General features: G+C 73.6%; 19 protein-coding genes. 13 read left to right on the forward strand and 6 right to left on the reverse strand.

Going from position 1 to position 19,807, the window contains the following annotated elements; all coding sequences use genetic code 11:
• Position 1: 1 nt before the first annotated feature.
• Positions 2–1,087, reverse strand: a complete 1,086-nt coding sequence (locus AB7F12_RS10065) for a PEP/pyruvate-binding domain-containing protein (protein ID WP_428499623.1) — start codon at positions 1,085–1,087, stop codon at positions 2–4.
• Entirely contained in the window at positions 1,084–2,847 is a 1,764-nt protein-coding gene (locus AB7F12_RS10070; RefSeq protein ID WP_428499624.1) for a PEP-utilizing enzyme, read from the reverse strand. Before AB7F12_RS10070 ends, AB7F12_RS10065 begins: the two co-directional genes overlap by 4 nt.
• A gap of 199 nt (positions 2,848–3,046) precedes the next feature.
• Between AB7F12_RS10070 and AB7F12_RS10075 the strand changes: the two genes are divergently transcribed.
• Complete coding sequence (locus AB7F12_RS10075; protein WP_428499625.1) at positions 3,047–3,694, forward strand: HAD-IA family hydrolase; 648 nt, start codon at positions 3,047–3,049, stop codon at positions 3,692–3,694.
• Positions 3,691–4,431 (forward strand): SDR family oxidoreductase, encoded by a 741-nt coding sequence (locus AB7F12_RS10080; protein ID WP_428499626.1) that lies wholly within the window; start codon positions 3,691–3,693, stop codon positions 4,429–4,431. Before AB7F12_RS10075 ends, AB7F12_RS10080 begins: the two co-directional genes overlap by 4 nt.
• Before the next feature lie 48 nt (positions 4,432–4,479).
• Here AB7F12_RS10080 and AB7F12_RS10085 read toward each other — a convergent pair whose 3' ends face one another.
• Together AB7F12_RS10085 and AB7F12_RS10090 are read right to left on the reverse strand one after the other, a co-directional pair.
• Positions 4,480–4,887, reverse strand: coding sequence for a tautomerase family protein (locus AB7F12_RS10085; RefSeq protein ID WP_428499627.1), 408 nt, complete (start codon positions 4,885–4,887; stop codon positions 4,480–4,482).
• Between the two features lies 1 nt (position 4,888).
• Positions 4,889–6,319: an aldehyde dehydrogenase gene (locus AB7F12_RS10090; protein ID WP_428499628.1), complete on the reverse strand. Its 1,431-nt coding sequence runs from the start codon at positions 6,317–6,319 to the stop codon at positions 4,889–4,891.
• 202 nt (positions 6,320–6,521) lie between these two features.
• Between AB7F12_RS10090 and AB7F12_RS10095 the strand changes: the two genes are divergently transcribed.
• Positions 6,522–7,874, forward strand: a complete 1,353-nt coding sequence (locus tag AB7F12_RS10095; RefSeq protein WP_428499629.1) for a mycothione reductase — start codon at positions 6,522–6,524, stop codon at positions 7,872–7,874.
• On the opposite strand, the gene AB7F12_RS10100 is transcribed toward AB7F12_RS10095, so the two are convergent.
• Positions 7,871–8,698, reverse strand: a complete 828-nt coding sequence (locus tag AB7F12_RS10100; RefSeq protein WP_428499630.1) for a sigma-70 family RNA polymerase sigma factor — start codon at positions 8,696–8,698, stop codon at positions 7,871–7,873. The genes AB7F12_RS10095 and AB7F12_RS10100 overlap by 4 nt on opposite strands.
• A 191-nt stretch (positions 8,699–8,889) precedes the next feature.
• On the opposite strand from AB7F12_RS10100, the gene AB7F12_RS10105 reads away from it, so the two are divergent.
• From AB7F12_RS10105 to AB7F12_RS10150, 10 genes are all read left to right on the forward strand, one after another.
• Positions 8,890–9,705: an enoyl-CoA hydratase/isomerase family protein gene (locus AB7F12_RS10105; protein ID WP_428499631.1), complete on the forward strand. Its 816-nt coding sequence runs from the start codon at positions 8,890–8,892 to the stop codon at positions 9,703–9,705.
• Positions 9,706–9,810: 105 nt separating this feature from the next.
• Positions 9,811–10,485: a hypothetical protein gene (locus AB7F12_RS10110; RefSeq protein WP_428499632.1), complete on the forward strand. Its 675-nt coding sequence runs from the start codon at positions 9,811–9,813 to the stop codon at positions 10,483–10,485.
• 158 nt (positions 10,486–10,643) lie between these two features.
• Positions 10,644–11,312 carry a GntR family transcriptional regulator gene (locus AB7F12_RS10115; protein WP_428499633.1) on the forward strand — a complete coding sequence of 223 codons (669 nt, stop codon included), beginning with the start codon at positions 10,644–10,646 and terminating at the stop codon, positions 11,310–11,312.
• Between the two features lie 53 nt (positions 11,313–11,365).
• The gene (locus AB7F12_RS10120) at positions 11,366–12,241 is read left to right on the forward strand and encodes an FAD binding domain-containing protein (RefSeq protein WP_428499634.1); all 876 of its coding nucleotides are present in this window, start codon (positions 11,366–11,368) and stop codon (positions 12,239–12,241) included.
• Between the two features lies 1 nt (position 12,242).
• Positions 12,243–12,758 carry a (2Fe-2S)-binding protein gene (locus tag AB7F12_RS10125; RefSeq protein WP_428499635.1) on the forward strand — a complete coding sequence of 172 codons (516 nt, stop codon included), beginning with the start codon at positions 12,243–12,245 and terminating at the stop codon, positions 12,756–12,758.
• Positions 12,755–15,211 (forward strand): xanthine dehydrogenase family protein molybdopterin-binding subunit, encoded by a 2,457-nt coding sequence (locus AB7F12_RS10130; RefSeq protein ID WP_428499636.1) that lies wholly within the window; start codon positions 12,755–12,757, stop codon positions 15,209–15,211. The genes AB7F12_RS10125 and AB7F12_RS10130 overlap by 4 nt, the downstream gene beginning before the upstream one ends.
• Complete coding sequence (locus AB7F12_RS10135; protein ID WP_428499637.1) at positions 15,208–16,107, forward strand: cyclase family protein; 900 nt, start codon at positions 15,208–15,210, stop codon at positions 16,105–16,107. The genes AB7F12_RS10130 and AB7F12_RS10135 overlap by 4 nt, the downstream gene beginning before the upstream one ends.
• An 11-nt stretch (positions 16,108–16,118) precedes the next feature.
• Positions 16,119–17,036 (forward strand): 3-keto-5-aminohexanoate cleavage protein, encoded by a 918-nt coding sequence (locus AB7F12_RS10140; RefSeq protein WP_428499638.1) that lies wholly within the window; start codon positions 16,119–16,121, stop codon positions 17,034–17,036.
• 19 nt (positions 17,037–17,055) lie between these two features.
• A complete protein-coding gene (locus AB7F12_RS10145) occupies positions 17,056–18,498 on the forward strand; it encodes a gamma-glutamyltransferase (protein WP_428499639.1) in 1,443 nt (480 codons plus the stop codon).
• 134 nt (positions 18,499–18,632) lie between these two features.
• Positions 18,633–18,818: a hypothetical protein gene (locus AB7F12_RS10150; RefSeq protein WP_428499641.1), complete on the forward strand. Its 186-nt coding sequence runs from the start codon at positions 18,633–18,635 to the stop codon at positions 18,816–18,818.
• Positions 18,819–19,117: 299 nt separating this feature from the next.
• Here the strand turns inward: AB7F12_RS10150 and AB7F12_RS10155 are convergent, their stop codons facing one another.
• Positions 19,118–19,738: a ribonuclease H family protein gene (locus AB7F12_RS10155; protein WP_428499661.1), complete on the reverse strand. Its 621-nt coding sequence runs from the start codon at positions 19,736–19,738 to the stop codon at positions 19,118–19,120.
• Positions 19,739–19,807 lie beyond the last annotated feature (69 nt).

The following is a 19,807-nucleotide window of genomic DNA, read 5'->3' on the forward strand; positions in this document are numbered from 1 at the left end:
GTCAGCGCCCGGGGACCGGCCTACCGCTGAACACGTACTTCTGCGCCAGCGCCACCGGGTCGTAGGCGGCCGGCGTCGACTCCTGCGCGGTGACCGTCACGGGTCGCGACTGCACGATGCAGATGGGGTCGCCCGCCCGGCGGTGCCGGGAGATGACCCACTCGACGTCGACGGGGTAGCCGTAGTGCTCCTCGATCGCGGTGACCGCGTAGACGACGGCACCGATCTGTTCCTCGTCGAGCACCTTGCGGTCGGCCAGCCGCGCCGGCATCTCCACCTCGGTGACGCGGCCGTCGGCGAAGTCGAACGCGGAGACGATGGCCTTGTGGGCGACGTCGTAGCGCAGGACGCGGCCGTCGGCCTTGCCCACCTCGATGTGGTCGGGGTCGACGACGCCCTGCACGATCGCCTCACCCCAGCCCCACGACGTCTCGATGACGACGCGGTCGGGCCTGCCCGTCACCGGGTGCACCGAGAACGCCACCCCCGACGCGCGGGCATGGATCAGCTCGATCACGCCGACGGCGATCGGCATGTCGTGGTGGCTGATGCCCTTGCGCAGCCGGTAGGCCAGGGCCCGGCCGGTGAACAGCGACCCCCAGCACGCGCGGATCGCGGCGAGCACCCGCGGCGCCCCGGACACCCCGAGGTAGGTGTCGAAGATGCCGGCGAAGCTCGCGTCGGCGGCGTCCTCGCCCGTCGCCGAGGAGCGCACGGCCGTCGGCACGTTGACGTCGACGCACCGCACGCACAGCTCCTCGTAGGCGTCGGTGATCTCGCTCGCCAGCGCCTGCGACATCGGCGTCGCGACGAACAGCTCCCGGATCTCCGCCGACGCCGTCTCGACCTCGTTCTCCGACGGGTCGGCACCGAGGCGGCCGACGATCGCGTCGATGCGGGGGTCGAGCCCGGCGTCGGCGCAGTGCCGGCGGTAGGCGTCGACGGTCACGGCGAAGCCCTGCGGCACCTCGACCCCGGTGCGGTACAGGTCGGCGAGCCTGCCGATCTTCGACCCGGCGGCCGCGACCGCCTCGTCGGGCTCGACCGCGTCGACCCACACCACGCTGCGCATGAGAACCCCCGTCACGGCTGTCCCGGGTCGGCGTCGGCGAGCTCGGCGGCCCGCTTGAGGATCGTGACCTTGCCGTTCGTACCGTCGACCTCGACCTTGTCGCCGTCCCCGATCGCGAGCGTGGCGATGCCGACGGCGGTGACCGTGGGGACCCCGTACTCGCGGCCGACGATGGCCGCGTGGCTGAGCATGCCACCGCCGTCGCACACCGCGCCGGCGATCTTGCCGAACGCCGGGGTCCAGTTCGGCGACGTCGACTCGCAGACGAGGATCTCACCGGGCGCGACACGGTGCAGCTCGTCGGAGCTCTGCAGGACCCGCGCGATGCCGGTGGCCATGCCACGCGCGGCGGCGACCCCGGTCAGGGTCGTCTCGTCGGCGGCGTCGGGGTTCTGCACGGCGCGCAGCGAGCCGGGGTTGATGCCGAAGATCTCGATGAGCACCGGGTCCTCGACCGAGTCCGGCACCGTGCCCAGCACCTTGGGCATCTGGCCCCGCAGCCCGTGCCAGTGGTCGAAGTACTGCCGGCGCTCGCGCACCAGGCCGCTCAGCTCGCCGGCGTAGGGCTTGCCGCCCGCGACGTCGAGCAGCTCGGGCCAGAACAGGTAGAGCATGTCGTCGCGGTGGTCGGCGCCGACGCGGGTCGCGAGCTCCTGGCACGCCTGCCGCAGCGGCAGCATGACCTTGAGGTCGATGTAGTAGTTGTGGTCGTCCTGCCACCACGGGAAGTTCGCGGCCTGGTTCGCGGCGAGCCCGCCGTCGAACACCGCCTGCTCCTCACGGGTCAGGCCGGACCGGGCCGCGTCGATGGCGGCGTCGCGCTCCTCGAGGGCGTTGCGGGCCGCGGCGGCGAAGTCGTGGTCGGTGTCCTTCATCAGGAACGTCTTGACGTTGCCGAACGCGTTGGTGTTGTCCTCGATCCAGCTGGGGACGCCGACGTCGCAGGTCGCGTCGGTGCGATGGCCCCACACCTGCAGCCAGTCGTCGAAGTCGGTGAGCCACTGCGAGGCCGACCCGCCGTGCGCCGACAGTGCCGCCCGCAGGTTCCCCGGCTCGTTGTCGGCGAAGACCTGCGACAGCCCGGCCTGGCGGGCCTTGATCGCCAGCGCGTAGAGCTCGCGGTCGAGCTCCATGATCTTCGTCTCCTCGCCCTGGAGGAACTTGCCGACGAGGCTGGTGTCGATGCCCATCTCGGCACAGGAGCCGTAGAAGCCGAGGAAGTTGACCAGCATCGGGTACATGACCGCGAAGTGGATCTCCATGGCGCGCTTGTGGTATCGCCGGGCCTGGCGGATCAGGGTGCCCAGGTCGCCGGTCGGGACCGTCGTCAGGTCCACGCCCTGGAAGTAGTCCCACGTGGCCTCGAGCTCGTCGCGCCCGGCCTCCCAGATCGAGCGGTAGTTCTGCAGGAAGTGCGGGAGGCTGGTGCCCAGGCGGTTGGCGCGTGCCGCGATCTCGCGGGGGTCCTCCTCGGGGATCGGCGAGCCGTAGAGGTGGGTGCCGGCGAAGCGGCAGGTGACGCCGCGCCCGGGCGGCAGCGGCAGGTTCTCCGACGCGCTCTGGGTGCCGGCGCAGTAGCCGTCGGCGCTCCACAGCGTCGCCGCGAGCGGGGTGAGCCCGCGCGACCAGTGGAAGTCGAGGAACCAGAAGGCGTTCTCGTCACCGGGCCGGAACGGCGACGGCGCGTCGACGACGTACGGGAAGTCGAAGTGCTCCGGCTTGTAGCCGGGATACCACTCGCCGGTGTACTCCTCGACAGGGACGACGTTCGCCATCGGATCTCCTCTGATCGGGACGCTGGCTCGGACCGTGACAGCGGACACACCCCGCGGCAACCCGGCCGTTCTCCCCTGCCGAACGCCCGCCCCGTCGCCCGCGCCGATGAGCTGCCGTTTCCCGGCGGAGAACGCGACGCTTCCACCGCCCGACGGCCCCTCCGTAGGGTCGGCGCGTGGCGATCACGGGTGCGCGCGGGTGAAGGCTCTGCTGCTCGACGTGGGTGGCGTCGTGTTCCGGTCCGGGTCGGAGATGCTGGCGCTGCTGGGTGAGCGCCAACCCGCCGCCCGCGCGGTCACCGCCCGGCGTGGGCCGCTCGGTCCCGAACCCGACCCCGACTGGGCGCGCATGCTGCGCGGCGAGATCACCGAGCGCGGCTACTGGGCGCTGCGGGCCGCGGAGGTCGGGGTGGCGCTGGGCCGCGCGGGCTGGTCGACGCACGAGTTCATGGTCGAGCTCTACGAACGCCCCGGCGTGGAGATCGTGCGGCCCGGGGCGGCGGCCCTGATGGCCGACGCGCGCGCCGCCGGGCTGCGCCTGGGCGTGCTCACGAACGACCTCGCGGCCTTCCACGGGGACGGCCCGCTCGGCACCCACCGCGGGCTCGCCGACGTCGACGTGCTGGTGGACGGCTCGCTCAGCGGCATCCTCAAGCCCGATCCGCGCAGCTACGCCGCCGCGATCGACGGTCTCGGGGTGGCTGCGGGCGAGATCGTGTTCGTCGACGACATGCCCTGGAACGTCGAGGGCGGGCGTGCGGCAGGGCTGCACGCCGTGCAGCTGGATCTGCGCGACCCGGACGCGGCGTTCGCCGTGGCCCGCTCGGCGCTCGGGCTGGCGTCGTGACGGCGCAGCTGGCCGTCGTCGCCGGGGCCTCCGGGGCGCTGGGCTCGGCGATCGCGGACGCGCTGCGGGCCGCGGGGCTGCACGTCGTGGCGGTGACCCGCAACGGCGGTTCCGACGGCCCGGCGACGACGGCTGTGGCCGCCGACGTCGGGACCTCCGAGGGGGCCGCGGCGATCACGGCCGCGGTGGCCGGGCTGGGCGGGCCGGTGCGGATGGTCGTCCAGGCCGCCGGCCTCCCGCCCACCGGGCCGCTCGCGACCATCGACCCCGACGCGCTCGGCACGACGGTCGCCCTCAAGGTCGGCGGGCTGTTACGGCTGGTCAGGGCGGTCGACGCCCAGCTGGTCGGCGGGTCGCGGATCGTGGCGCTGGGCGGGCACTTCGGCAGCGAGCCCTCCCCCGACGCCTGCGCCGCGGGCGTCACCAACGCCGCCCTGGCCAACCTGGTGCGCCAGCTCGCGACCGTCTACGGGCCGCGCGGGACCACCGCGCACCTGATCGCCCCGGGCCCCGTCGACACCCCGCGGATGCGCGGGCTCGCCGCGGCCGCCGCGCAGCGCCGGGGCGTCGACGTCGACGAGGTCCTCGCCGAGCGGGCCGCGGAGTCGCCGCTGGGCCGGTTCGTGACGCCGGACGAGGTGGCCTGGACCGTTGCGACGCTGCTCGCGCCGCAGGCCGACGCGCTGCACGGCGCGACCCTGGCCCTCGACGCGGGCGCCCGCCGCGGCCTGTTCTGACAGCGATCCGGGACGTGGAGCGACGGATCCGTCGCCTCACGCCCCGGGTCAGGGCTGTTGCGCCGCGCGGGCGGCGATCTCCTGCGCGCGGGCCCGGCCGGCGGGGACGCCCGCGATGCCCCAGTCGTCCGGGTCGACCTGCTCGATGCGGACCCGCACCGACTCCCGCGACGCGCCCAGGACGTCGGTGAGGACGTCGGTGAACGCCGCGATCAGCCGGTGCCGCTGCTCGGCCGGGCGCCCCCGCAGCACCAGCGCCGTCGCGTACGGCGCCTCGACGCCGACCTCCCCACCCGCCACGACATGCGTCGCCGGGTGCGCGGTGACGAATCCGCGCACCCGTTCCACGGGCGACCCCAGCACCTCGGCGTAGCGCGCCGACAGCTGGCGCAGCAGCGCGTCGAGAACCTGCGGCGGATGCCGGTCCGCCACGACGTGCACCTCGAAGATCGGCACCTCAGCCGCCGTCGATCGCCATCACCACGGCCTTGGGCTCGGTGAAGAACTCGCGGCTGAACGTGCCGCCCTCACGTCCCCACCCGGAGTCGCCGAACCCGCCGAAGGGGGCCCGCAGGTCGCGGACGAAGAAGCAGTTGGTCCACACGGTGCCCGCTCGCAGCCGCGCCGACACCCGGTGCGCCCGCGACAGGTTCTCGGTGAACACCATGGCGTTGAGGCCGTAGCGGCTGGAGTTGGCGGCGGCGACGGCCTCGTCCTCGGTGTCGAACGGCGTCACCGTCACGATCGGGCCGAAGATCTCCTCACACTGGATCGGCGAGTCCGGCGCCGCGTCGACGACGACGGTGGGCCGCACGAACAGCCCCTCGCCCCGGCCACCGGTGAGGACCTTGCCGCTCGGGTCGTCGAGATAGCCGGTGACCTTGCGGTGGTGGGTCGCCGACGACAGCGGGCCGATCTGGGTTCCCGCCTGCTTCGGGTCGCCGACGACGAGCGCCTCCGCCGCGGCGACGAACCGCGCCAGGAACTCGTCGAGCACCGGGCGCTGCACGTAGAGCCGCGACCCCGCCAGGCACACCTGCCCGGCGTTGGTGAAGATCGCCTTGATCGACCAGTCGACGGCCGTCTGCAGGTCGGCGTCGGCGAACACCAGGTTGGCGCCCTTGCCGCCCAGCTCCAGGCTCACCGGGGTCAGGTTGCGCGCCGCCGCCGCGGTGATCGCGCGGCCGGTGTTCGACTCGCCGGTGAAGGTGATCCGGTCGACGCGCGGGTCCTCGGTCAGCGCCGAGCCCGCGGAGTCGGGCCCGTAGCCGTGCAGCACGTTGAACACCCCCGCCGGGATGCCCGCCTCCAGGGCGAGGCGCGCCATCAGCGTCGCGGAGACCGGCGAGTCCTCCGCCGGCTTGAGCACGACGGTGTTGCCCCAGGCCAGCGCGGGCGCGAACTTCCAGCTCCCCAGCATCATCGGGAAGTTCCACGGCGCGATCGCCGCGACCACACCCGCGGGCTCGTAGCGGGAGTAGGTGTGGTGGCCGGTGTCGGTCGGGTAGGTCTCGGCCGCTGACAGGCGCGCGTGGTCGGCGAAGAACCGGAGGTTCTGCGCGGTCCGCGGGACGTCCTTGCCCGTCGCGTCGGCGACGGGCTTGCCCATGTCGCGGGTGTCGGCCATCGCCAGCTCGTCGATGTTCGCCATGACCAGGTCGGCGAAGCGGTGCAGCAGCGCCCCGCGCTCCGCGTAGCCCATCCGCGGCCACGGGCCCTCGTCGAACGCCCGCCGCGCCGACGCGACCGCGAGGTCCGCCTCCGGCGCCCCGCCCAGGGCGACCGTCGCCCACGGCTGCTGCGTGTAGGGGTCGACGGTGTCGAACTCCGCGCCGTCGAGCGACGCGCGCTCCTCGCCGTCGATGACGTGCCCGAACCGTTGGCTCATGCCCGGGACCGTGGCATCGGCGGCCTGGCGCTGGGAAGACGCGTGTTCGGTGCAGCGGAACGCCCGCGGATCGGGCGCGACCACCGTGCTGCGGCTGCACCGCAGCGCGGTGGCGCGCAACAGCGCCGACGCGGCGCGCACCAGCGCGGACGCCGGGCCGCTTCCGGTGGTGGGCCGGTGCGGGCGCCCATAACCTCCGTGGATGCGGCACCACGATCTCCTCGTCATCGGCGCCGGGTCGGGCAACACGGTCGTCGACGACTCGTTCGCAGACCTCGACGTCGCGATCGTCGAGCAGGGACCGTTCGGCGGCACGTGCCTCAACGTCGGCTGCATCCCGACCAAGATGCTCGTGCGCGCCGCCGACCTCGCCGAGGACGTCGCCGACGCGGGCCGCCTCGACGTCGACGCCGACCTGCGCGGGATCCGGTGGCGTGACCTGCGCGACCGCGTCTTCGGCAGGCTCGACGCCCTCGCCCGCGACGGCCGGGCCGGTCGCGAGGACACACCGTGGATCACCGTCCACGACGCGCACGCCCGGTTCACCGGGCCCCGCACCCTCGACATCGGGGGCACCGCGGTGAGCGCGGACCGGATCGTCGTCGCGGCCGGGTCGCGACCCCTGGTGCCCCCACCGGTAGCCGACTCGGGGTTGCCGTACGAGACGTCGGACACCGTCATGCGTGTCGACGCCCCACCGCGCCGCCTCGCCGTCCTGGGCGGCGGCTACATCGCCGCGGAGCTGGCCCACGTGTTCTCCGCGGCGGGCAGCGCGGTCACGGTGATCGACATGGCCGACACGCTGCTCGCCGGGCAGGACGTGCTGGTCGCGCGTGAGTTCACCGAGCTCGTGTCGAGGGACTGGGACGTGCGGCTGGGCCGCGAGGTGACCGCGGTGTCGGGCTCGCCGGGGGCACTGGTGCTCACCCTCGACGACGACACGACCGTCGAGGCCGACATGCTGCTCGTCGCGGTCGGCCGGGTGCCCAACGGCGACGGGCTCGACCTCGACACCGCGGGGATCGACGTCCACGACGACGGCCGGATCGTCGTCGACGAGTACCAGCGCACCACCGCCGACGGCGTCTGGGCACTCGGCGACGTGTCCACGCCGGTCCCACTCAAACACGTCGCCAACAGGGAGGCCGACGTGGTGCGCCACAACCTGCGCCACCCCGACGACCTGCACACCACCGGCGGCGCCCCGATCCCGTCGGCGATCTTCACCAGTCCCCAGATCGCGGCGGTGGGCGCCACCGAGCAGGAGCTCGCCGGCGCCGGGACCCCGTTCCGGGTCGGGCTGGCGCGGGTCGGCGACGTGGCCTACGGCTGGGCCATGCAGGACACGACCGGCTTCGTCAAGGTGCTCGCCGACCCCGGCACGGGCATGCTGCTGGGCGCGCACGTGCTCGGCCCGCAGGCCTCGACGCTGATCCAGCCGCTCGTGCTGGCGATGACCCTCGGGGTCGACGCCCGCACTCTCGTCGAGCAGCCGTACTGGATCCACCCGGCACTGACCGAGGTGGTGCAGCAGGCCCTGGAGGGCGTGCGTTAACCGTTGTCGGACAGGCCCTTGCGCAGCGTGGCGAGGGTGCGGGTGAGCAGCCGGGAGACGTGCATCTGGGAGATGCCGACCTCCTCGGCGATCTGGGTCTGCGTCATGTCCTTGAAGAACCGCAGCACCAGGATCGTGCGTTCGCGTTCGGGCAGTGAGTCGAGCAGCGGGCGCAGCGCGTGCCGGTTCTCGACGTGGTCGAGCTCCGCGTCGAGGCCGCCGAGGCGGCGTCCGACACCGGTTCCGGTGTCGGGGTCGACGGGGTCGAGCGCGTCGGCGTGGTGCCCGGCCTTGGCGGTGAGCGCCTCGACGACCTCGCCGACGTCGACCCCGAGGTGGGCGGCCAGCTCGCTGGGGCGTGGGGAGCGGCCCAGCTGCTGCGACAGTGGGCCCGTCGCCCTGTTGATCGCGACGCTGAGGTCCTTGAGCCGCCGCGGCACCCGCGTCGCCCAGGTGCGGTCGCGGAACCAGCGCAACATCTCCCCACGGATGCACGGGACGAGGTATCCGAGGAGGTCCCCGCCGGTGCGTCCGGGGTCCCAGCGGTCGACGGCCCCGAGCAGGCCGACGCTGCCGACCTGCACGAGCTCCTCGACGCCGGCGGGGTGGCCGGCGGCGTGGCGTTGTGCGAGGTGGCGCACCAGCGGCAGGAGGGCGACGACGATCCGGTCGCGCAGTTCGCGGCGGTGGGGGTCGTCGGGGTCGAGGGCGACCATCCGGTTCAGGGGTTCGAGCAGGCTCGCGTACTCGCTGGGCGGCGGCTGGTCGGGTCCGGGTGGGTCGCTGGGTGGGGGCGGCGGTGCCACTTCGTCGGTGAGGGCCATCGGGGCTCCCGCTCGTCTCGACTGACGCGCGAGGCGACTGGCTGCACCTCGAAGGATGTGGACGGGTCCTGCTGCTCGCGACCGTACAAGCGGGGGGACCACCGCGCCACGTGGACAGGCCGTCCGGTGCGACTGCGCGGCGGGTGGACGAGCGGCCGGTGACGGCCCGCGGCGCGTCGTAGCCTGCGGCGATGAGCGCGCGTGTCGACTACGAGACCCTGTTCACCGAGCACGTCGCCGACGGCGTCGTCCTGCTGACCCTCAACCGCCCGGACCGCGCGAACGGGGTGGTCCCGGAGCTGGCCCGCGACATGGTGGAGGCGCTGACCGCGCTGGAGGCCGACCTGTCGGTGCGGGCCCTGGTGCTCACCGGCGCCGGGAAGCAGTTCTGCGCGGGTGCCGACCTGGTGGAGATGCACCGCTACCTCGCCGAGGAGATGCCGCGCACCGGGGAGCCGTACAACGCGCGGGTCATCTTCCCGGTGATCGAGCGGGTCGTCGGGTCGCGGCTGCCGGTGGTCGCGGCGGTGAACGGCGGCGCCACGGCGGGTGGTTTCGACCTCGCACTGGCCTGCGACATCCGGGTGGCGTCGACGGCCGCGAAGTTCGGCGAGACCTACATCCGGCTGGGTCTGCCGCCGGGCAACGGGGGGACGTGGTTCCTGCCGCGGCTGGTGGGGCCGGGGGTCGCCGCGGAGCTGGCGCTCACCGGCGACGTGTTCGGCGCGGCGCGGGCGCTGGAGATCGGGCTGGTCAACCGGGTGGTCGAGCCGGAGGCGCTGATCGAGGACGCGGTGGGCACGGCGTCACGGATCGCGGCGTGGTCGTGGCGGGCGGTGCAGATGACGAAGCAGTCGCTGCGCGCGGCCTGGCAGCAGGACCTCTCCTCGAGCCTGGCGACGAACTACTGGGCGGCCGTGGGGCTGCAGGGCGGGCCGGACGTGGCCGAGGGGGTGGCCGCGTTCGTCGAGAAGCGGCCGGCGCGCTTCAACCGGCGGCCCACGTGAGGTGGCTACCGTCGCCGTGCACGGGCCCCGGCAGGGGCGGTGGGGCCGGGCGAATACCCTCGGACGGGTGTTGCGACTGACCACGGCCCCCGTTCCGGTGTCCGCATGAGCGCCCCGGCGGGCGCGCGGCCGGACGCCTCGGGGCCGCAGCTCCGATGGGGCCGGGTGCCGCTGTCGCGGCGATCGCGCATCGTCGTGGCGGTGGCCGCGCTGGTGACGGCCGTGGTGGCGGCGCTGGCGACGTTCGTGGCGCTCGGCGCGGCCCGCCCCGCCTACGACGCGTCGGCGACGGTGGCGCTGGTCCCGGCGCCGGGGCTGACGCCGCAGCAGGCGTCGGAGGCGTGGAAGGACATCAACAACGGGCGGGCGACGTCGGTCGCGATCGTGGTGTTCCGGCAGGGGCAGTGGCTGGTCCCGGCGGCGGCGGCCGCGGGGGTGCCGGTCGATCGCGTCTCGGTGACGGTCGCGCCGGGGACCGCGAGTGCGACGGGGTCCAACACCGCGCTGATCGACATCTCGTCGACGGCGCCGTCGCCGTCGGGCGCGGAGGCCGTGGCCGCGACGGTCGTCGAGAAGGCGGGGCCGGCGGTCGCGCAGGCTGCGGGCGCCTATGTGGTGCAGGTGACGAACTCCCCCGAGGGCACGGCCGTCCCGCAGCAGAAGCCGCGTACGGAGATGCTGGTCATCGTCGCCCTGGCGGGTGGGGTGCTCGGTGGCGGGCTGACGTGGCTGCGGGTGCGCGGCCGCGAGGCGGAGCGCCGCCGCGCCCGCCGGACCTGACCGCTCACCGCACCGCGCTCCCGATCTGCGGATTTCTTGGTCCCGTCACGCCGCGTCCGCGGAAGCGGTCGGCAGGCGGACGACAGATGTCTTGACCCCGCTGCTCGATTATCGATAATCGAGCACGTTGGTGACCGCGAACACACCTCGGAGGCAGAGTGGCCGACCGTACCGGTGGTCTGGCCCGCGCGGTACTGCGCGAGCAACTCCGGGAACGACTGCTCGCCCGCATCCTCGACGGCGAGTTCGCCCCCGGTGAGCGGATCGTCGAGAGCCACGTCATGAAGGAGTACGGGGTCAGCCAGGCCCCGGTCCGCGAGGCGTTGCGCGATCTCGAAGCAATGCGGTTCGTCGAGAGCTTCCCCCACCGCGGGGTCCGGGTCCGGCTCATCTCCGAACGCGAGCTCGCCGAGATGTACCCGGTCCGCGCCGCACTGGAGGAGGTCGCGGGCCGCGCTGCCGCACCCGTCATCACCGACGAGGTGCTCACCCTGCTCGAGGACGAGATCGAGGCCATGCGGGCCGCGACCCGCGACGGCGACGTGCACGCGGTGCTGGTGCACGACGCCCGGTTCCACGAGATCGTCTTCGAGACCGCCGGCAACGCGCTCCTGCTCGACGTGTGGCGCTCGCTGCACGCCGAGATCCGCGCACTCGTCACCTACAACCGTGTCCGGGTGGGACTCTCCGAGATCGTCGAGTCCCACGTGCCGATCCTGCTGGCACTGCGCCAGCGCGACCCCGCCCTCGCCGGCAAGGAGATGCGCCACCACATCGAGCACTTCGGCGCGCTGGCGTTCACCGGCCCGACAGCCCGTCCCGACTGACCGGACCTGCACCGGTCCTCCCCGAGCAGTTCCCCCGCACAAGGAGGTGTGGAGTGAAGCCTGCGGCGTTCGCCTACCTGGCACCGCGCGACCTCGACGAGGCACTCGACCAGCTCGCCGAACACGGCGCCGACGCGCGCGTGCTGGCCGGCGGCCAGAGTCTCGTCCGGCTCATGAATGCACGGCTCGCGTCACCGGCCGTGATCGTCGACATCAACCGGATCGGCGGCCTGGACGTCCTGGAGCGTCGCAACGGCTCGCTGCGCCTCGGCGCCACGGTCCGCCAGCGCACCAGCGAGCTCTCCGCCGACGTCGCCGCGCACGCCCCGCTGCTCGCCGAGGCCGGCGCGCACGTCGCGCACGCGCCGGTGCGCAGCCGGGGGACCGTCGTCGGCAGCGTCGCGTTCGCCGACCCCTCGGCCGAGCTGCCGACCGCGCTGCTCGCCCTCGACGGCCGCGTCGTCGCGCGCAGCCGCTTCGGGGAGCGCACGATCGAGGCCGACGACTTCTTCACCGGCCCGTTCACCACGTCGCTGGCCCCCGGCGAGATGGTGGTCGCCGTCGAGGTGCCGGTGACGGCGGCCGGGACGGGCACCGCCTTCGTCGAGGTCTCCCGTCGCCACGGTGACCTTCCGGTGTGCGGGGTCGCAGCGACCGTGACGCGGGGTGACGACGGCTCCGTCGGCGCCGCGCGGATCGCGCTGTGCGGGGCCGGTGAGCGGCCCGTGCGGGCCCGCGCGGCGGAGGACGCCCTCACCGGATCCGACGGGGGTGCCGACGCGATCGCCGAGGCCGCGGCCCGTGCCGCCGACGGCCTGTCCCCCATCGCCGACTGCCACGGCTCGGCCGACTTCCGTCGCCACCTCGCGCGCGTCCTGACCGGCCGCGCGCTGCGCACCGCCATCCACCGAGCGGCCGGGGAGGCCTGACATGCCCGAGACGACTGCGCCCGAGAAGGTCCGCATCCGGATCACCGTCAACGACGTGGCGCACGACCTGCTCGTCGAACCGCGGACACTGCTGGCCGACCTGCTGCGCGGCGACCTCCAACTCACCGGCACCCACATCGGCTGCGAGCAGGGTGTGTGCGGGGCGTGCACCGTGCTCGTCGACGGTGCCGCGACCCGCTCCTGCCTGGTGTTCGCCGCGCAGCTCGACGGCACGGCGGTGCGGACCGTCGAGTCCCTCGCCGGTGCCGACGGCACGCTGCACCCGATCCAGCAGGCGTTCCACGAGAACCACGGCCTGCAGTGCGGCTTCTGCACCCCCGGGATGCTGATGGGCGCGTGCGAGCTGCTCGAACGCACCGCCGAACCCGATCCCGACGAGGTCCGGGAGGCGTTGGGCGGCAACCTGTGCCGCTGCACCGGCTACCAGAACATCGTCAGGTCGGTGTGCGCGGCCGGGCAGTCGATGACCGCTGCGAAGAACGGAGCGCAGGCATGAGCACCGTCGAGGACCGCCCCACCACCGCCACCACCGGCTCCCCCCGCGAGAACGGGACCGAGCGCCGCTGGATCGGCCGCAGCGTCCCCCGCAAGGAGGACCCGAAGCTGCTGGCCGGACGCGCCACCTACGTCGGCGACGTCACGCTGCCCGGGATGCTGCACGGCGCGGTGCTGCGCAGCCCGCACGCCCACGCCCGCATCGTCTCCATCGACACCAGCGCCGCCGAGGCCATCCCCGGCGTCGCCGTGGTGCTCACCGGCGCGCAGGCCGCCGAGCACGTCAACCCGATGCCGGCGTTCTGCGCCGAACCGGTCCCCCAGACCGCGGTCGCGATCGAGAAGGTGCGCTACCCCGGCGAGGCGGTCGCGATCGTCGCGGCCACCGACCGCTACATCGCCGAGGACGCGTGTGCGGCGATCCGCGTCGAGTACGAGGTGCTGCCCGCCGTCGTCGACCCCGAGGCCGCGATGGCCCCGGACGCGGCGCGGATCCACGACACGCTCGACTCGAACGTCGCCTTCCACCGCACGCTCGACTTCGGTGACGTCGAGGGCGACCTGGCCCGCGCGCACACGATCGTCCGGACGCGGGCCCGCTGGCACCGGATGTGTGCCTCGCCGATGGAGACCGCAGGTGCGGTCGCGTCGTGGAACCCGTTCGACAAGTCGATGATCGTGTACTCCAACTCGAACTTCCACAACTTCCTGCCGTGGGCGTTCGCGGGGATGCTCGGGGTGTCGACGAACCGGATGCGGATGATCCCGTGCGCGGTCGGCGGCAGCTTCGGCAGCAAGCACTTCATCACGAAGGTGCTCGCGATCGCCGGGGCGCTGACCAAGGCGACCGGCAAGCCGGTGCAGTACATGGAGGACCGGGTCGACAACATCTCCGCCAACGACAACGTCGGCTGCGACCGCATCTACGACGCGGAGCTGGCGCTGGCCGAGGACGGCGAGATGCTGGGCCTGACGTTGAAGATCGTCGACGACTACGGCGCCTACTTCCAGTTCGCCCACGGCCAGCACGGCAACGCGATGGCCCAGCCCACCGGCCCGTACCGGATCGGGTCGCTGCGCTACGACGTGTCGTGCGTGCTCACCAACAAGGTGCAGCAGGGCTTCTTCCGCGGCGCCGGCGCCGACCCGGGCAACTTCGTGCTGGAGCGGCTCGTCGACAAGGCGTCGGAGGTCATGGGGATCGACCGCGCCGAGATCCGGCGGCGCAACTTCATCACCCCCGACCAGTTCCCGTTCAAGACCCCGCCCGGCAACGTCTACGACTCGGGCGACTACGCCGCCGTGCTCGACAAGGCGCTGGAGCTCGCCGGGATCGAGGACTGGCGCGCCGAGCAGGAGCGGCTGCGCGCCGAGGGCCGCTACCTGGGCATCGGCCTGGCGACCTGCCAGGAGCGCACCGGTTACAACGCCTCCGAGTGGTGGTTCCTCTACGACAACCCGCCGCTGCCCGCGACGAGCACGCCCGAGAGCGTGAAGATCGACGTCGACGCCATGGGCGGGGTGCGGGTCGAGGTCGGCTGCCCGTTGTGGGGCAACAGCCCCGAGACCGTCGTCAGCCAGGTCGTGGCCGAGGAGTTCGGCATCGACCCCGCCGACGTCTCGGTCACCTACGCCGACTCGACGACCGGCGCGATGTCGGCCGGACCGGGCGGCAGCCGGCTCACGATCATGCTGTCGGGCGCGACCCGTGGCGCGTCGCGGACCATCCGGGACAAGATGATCCGGATCGCCGCGCACGCGATGGAGATGGACCCCGACGACGTCGAGTGCGTCGACGGGACCTTCCGCGCCAAGGGCGCCCCGGGCACGTCGATGTCGATGGCCGACATCGGGATGCGGGCGGCGCTGTTCTTCCACTCCACGCCCGAGGACGAGTCGAGCGGCCTGGTCGCCGTGCACACCTACGACCACCCCTACTCGACGCCGCCGTCGGACGACCGCAAGGACATGGGCGCCTTCTACCCGATGGTGTCGCACGCCTGCCACATCCCGATCGTCGAGGTCGACATCGAGACCGGCGTCGTCACCATGCGCGCCTACTACGCCGTCAACGACTGCGGGACGCTCATGAACCCGACGCTGGTCGAGGGCCAGATCGTCGGCGGGATCGTGCAGGGCATCGGCGCGGCGCTGATGGAGGAGTACCGCTACGGCGAGGACGGGGCGCTCGACACCCCGACGTTCCGCGAGTACCTGATGCCGAGCATGCACGAGGTGCCCGAGATCGTCGTCGAGCACCTGCAGACGCCGTCGCCGTTCACCGAGTACGGGGTGAAGGGTGCCGGTGAGGGCGGGCGGCTCGTGGCGCCGACCGCGATCGCGAGCGCCGTCGACGACGCGCTCAAGCCGCTCGGAGTGTGGGTCGACGAGCTGCCGATGACGCCCGAGCGCGTCGTCGGCATGGTCACGGACGCGCGGGAGGGCCGTCCGTGACCACCACCCGCCCGCCCGCTGCCGGGCCCGCCGCCGACGTCCCCGACGCGGCGCGGGCCCGGGCGGCGGGCCTGGCCCGGACCGGCCGGTCGTTCTCGCTGGCCGCGACCCGGTTCCCCGGGATGCCGCTGTTCCCCGGGCACCCGCAGTTCCAGGTGACGAGCTACCGGACCCCGCAGGGGCTGCGCCAGGCCGGCGAGAACCTGTGGGCACCGCACCCCAACGAGGTCGGCCTGGGCTGCATGACCGAGGTCGTGTCCGGGACGGTCCACTCCGGCGCGCACGTCGACGCGCTGGCGCACATCACGATCGGCGACGACAACCGCTGGTACGGCGGGGCCAACGCCGCCGAGCACCTCGGCGACTTCGGCCCGACGGTCGGCGACGCGTCGAGCATGCCGGCGATGTTCACCCGCGGCGTGCTGCTCGACCTGGCCGGCCACCGCGGCGTCGACTGCCTGCCCGCGGGCGCGGCCGTCGACGCCGCGGAGGTCGAGGACATCTGCGCCGCGCAGGGGGTGACGATCGGGCAGTGGGACGTCGTGCTGTTCCGCACCGGCTACATGGGGCTGTGGCCCGACCGGGCGCGGATGGCCGAGCACCTCACGCCGGGACCGGACATCTCGGTGGCCCGGATGCTCACCGAGCGCGGCGTGATCGCCGCGGGCAGCGACACCGAGACCTTCGAGGTCCAGCCCGCCCCCGACCCCGGTTCGCCCGCCAACCCGCAGCCGGTGCACGTGCACCTGCTGGTGGACAACGGCGTCTACATCATGGAGAGCCTCGACCTGGAGGAGCTCGCGGCGGCACGGGTGTACGAGTTCCTGTTCGTCGCGCTGCCGCTGAAGATCGCGGGAGCGACCGGGTCGATGGTCGACCCGCTGGCCGTCGTCTAGGAGGGGACCCGATGGACTCCGGCAAGGTCATCGTGACGTGTGCGCTCACCGGTGGGATGACGGTGCCCGCGCAGAGCCCGGCCATCCCGATCACGGTGGCGCAGATCGTCGAGGAGGGCGTCGCCGCCGCGGAGGCGGGCGCCGCCGTGCTGCACCTGCACGTGCGGGAGGAGGCGACCGGGCGGCCGGTGCAGGACGTCGAGCTGTTCACCCGCGTCGTGGAGGGGCTGCGGGAACGCACCGACGCCGTCCTGCAGCCGACGACCGGCGGCGGCCGGGGCATGACCATCACCGAACGGGCGGCCGTCGTGCCCGCGCTGCGCCCCGAGATGGCGACGTTCAACGCCGGCAGCTTCAACTTCGGCCTCTACCCGGTGGCACGACGCGACCTGGACCTGCAGGACTGGGAACGCGAGTACCTGGAGGGCACCCGCGACTACGTCTTCCGCAACACGTTCTCCGACATGGAGTACCTGGCCGGGCTGATGAAGGAGGCCCGGACCCGGCCCGAGATCGAGATCTACGACGTCGGGCAGCTGTACAACGTGCGCCGGCTCGTGGCCGACGGAATCCTGGAGGCGCCGTTCAACCTGCAGTTCGTCCTCGGCGTCCTCGGCGCCAACGCCGTCGAGGCCGACCAGCTCGTCCACATGGTCCGCACCGCGGAGCGGCTGTTCGGCGTCGGCGGGTTCACGTGGTCGGGCGCCGGCATCGGCTATCCCGGGCAGTACCAGGTCGCCGCGCTGGCGCTGGTCATGGGCGGGAACCTGCGCGTCGGCCTGGAGGACAACCTGCGGGTCCGCCGCGGCGAGCAGGCCAAGTCGAACGCCGACCTCGTCACCAAGGTCGTCGACCTGGCGGCACTGTTCGACCGCACCCCCGCCTCGCCCGCGGAGGCACGCGAGTACCTGGGGCTGCGCGGGACGTGATCCTCGTAGGGTGGGCGGCGTGAGCAGATCAGGTGCTGTCGCCGCCGCCCACCCGCTCGCCGCCGCGGCCGCCCGCGACGTCGCGCTGCGCGGCGGCAACGCCGTGGACGCCGCGGTCGCCGCGCAGTCGGTGATCTGCGTGACGATGCCCAACGCCGCGGGCGTCGGCGGGGACGTGCTGGCGCTGGTGCGCTCCCCCGACGGCGCCATCGCCGCGGTCAACGGCACCGGCCGCTCACCCGCGGTGTGGCCGACCCTCGGCACCGGCGGCGCGGGCGACACGGTCACGGTGCCCGGCGCGCTCGCCGGCTGGGCCGACCTGAACGACCGGTACGGCGCGCTGGCACTGCACGAGGTCCTCGAACCCGCGGCGCGGCTGGCCCGCGACGGCATGATCGTCGACGAGGCGCTGGTCGCGGCCGTGGCGACCCACCGCGACCGCCTCCGCGCCGTCTCGCCCGGCTGCCCCGTGCTCGACGTCGCCCGCGGCGAGCGCTGGACCCAGCCGGCGCTCGCCGCGCTGCTCGACCGGGCCCGCGAGACCGGGCCCGGCGCCCTGTACGAGGCGGACGCCGCCGAGGCCGTGTCCCGGGCCGCGGTCGCCGCGGGCGGTGCGCTCACGGCCGCCGACCTGCGCACCCACACATCGATGCTCACCGAGCCGGTCACCGTCGGCTGGGCCGGGGCACGGGTCCACGTGCAGCCGCCCGCCAGCCAGGGTGTACTGCTCGCGATGGCGTTGCAGTGGCTCGACGGCCGCTGGGACGACATCGACGCCGACGTCCGCGACCACGTCATGGCCGAGGTCATCGGGGAGGTCTTCGCCCACCGCGACGAGTGCGCCGCCCGCGGCGCCGCGCTGCTCGGCGAGACCCTCGACGTCGACACCGAACGCGCCGCGACGCACCGTCGCGGCCCGCGTGCCTACCTGCACACCGCCGGTGTCGCGACCGCCGACTCCGACGGCTGGGTCGTGTCGTCACTGGTGTCGGTGTTCGACGGTTTCGGTTCCGCCGTCCACGTCCCGGAGCTGGGAATCTTCCTCAACAACCGGGCCGACGGCTTCACCGGCGGCGCCAACGCCGCGCGCCCCGGCGCCCGCCCGGTCCACACCCTCGCGCCGATGCTCGCGACCCGCCCCGACGGGTCCTCGCTCGCCCTCGCCACTCCCGGCGCCGACGGTCAGGTGCAGACGCTGTTGCAGGTCACCGCCCACCTGCGCGCCGGCGCGGACCTCGCGACCGCGCTGTCCGCGCACCGCTGGCGCAGCGAGGACGGGAACCTGCTCGTCGAGGCCGGCCACCCGCTGGGCGAGGCGCTGCTGGGGCGGGGGCACCGTGTCCTCGCCCGGCCCTATGGCGACGGGGCGTTCGGCTCGGTCGTCGCGGCGGGCCTGTCCCCCGACACCGTGCCGTACTCCGCGGCCGACCCGCGCCGGGCCTCCGTCTCCCTGACCTGGTAGCGCCCCGTTCGCCGCTGCGGCGGCGTGCGTCGTCGTCACGGAGCCGAACGCTGTAACGCCGGCCGTACCCGCCGACGAAGTTCTCCGCGCACGCCACCCACCACACGCAGGCCTCGGGAACCACGGGACGGACAATGTCGCTCCAGCTGCTCGTGTTCGGCACAGGTGTCGTCGTTCTGCTCGCCTTCCTGCTCACCACGTTCCGGCGACGTCCTCGCCACACCCCGGGCCGCGCGGGCCGCAACCACGCCGCGCTCGCACTCGTCGACCGCCGGGTGGAGCGGCGCCATCACGGCCACGCCCGCCCGCGCGGTGGCTGACCCCGACCGGCGCGGCCCGCCAGGACCGGCGGCGGGAGTGGCGGGCGCCGGACCCCCCGAGGCCCGGCGCCCGCCACTCCGTGTCGCTCACCCGGCCAACTCCCCAGTGACGGACGAGCGGTGTGCCCGGCGGAGGGGGCCGGGCACGACGACCGGCCGCGGCGTCCCGTGAGGGGCGCGGCCCGACCGCCACGATCGGGTTACCTCACCAGGCCGACGCCGCAAACATCCGGCGGGGCGCCGACGCAAGGATTCGCAGGTCGGCGCGGTGAAATTCACTCTCGGTGATCATGCTCGGCTCAGCCGGCGACCGCGTGGGACTGCTCGACGGCGAGGGCGTCGACGAGGTCGTTCATCTCGTCGCCGGAGTGGCCCTTGACCCAGCGGAAGGACACGTCGCCACGCTCGTTCACCAGCGTGATCAGCGGCTCCCACAGGTCCCTGCTGACGACGGGCTTACGTGCGCTCGTCACCCAGCCCCGCGCGATCCAGCCCTTCCACCACTGGTCGCGGAAGCAGTTGACCACGTAGGTCGAGTCACTGACGACGACGAGCGGCCCGTCGAGGGCACGCACGGCCTCGAGGGCCGCGCGGATCTCCATGCGCTGGTTCGTAGTGGGGTTCTCGCCACCGCTGTCGCGGCGGCCGTCGCGGGTGGCCCACGCCCAGCCGCCGGGGCCGGGGTTGCCCGAGCAGGCGCCGTCGGTCCACACCTCCAGCGCTCCGTCCGCGGCGGGCATGTCCGGGCGGGCGGGGCGGGACCGCTTCGCCGCGGCGGGTTTCGCCGCGGCGCCCGCGGGCTGGTCCCCCGACGCCGCGCACGCCTCGTGCGCCCACCGCTCACCGGACCGGGCGATCTGCTCGCCGGGCGAGATGGTGGAGGAGCACACGCCGCAGGTGGTGGCGTACTTCGCGGTCATCGGCACCGGCCCACCCTATGAGGTCGGGCCGTGCAGGCCGGGCGGCGGTCACGACAGCCTCCGGGATGG

It is taken from the genome of Pseudonocardia sp., from assembly GCF_050250275.1.
Classification (GTDB): domain Bacteria; phylum Actinomycetota; class Actinomycetes; order Mycobacteriales; family Pseudonocardiaceae; genus Pseudonocardia.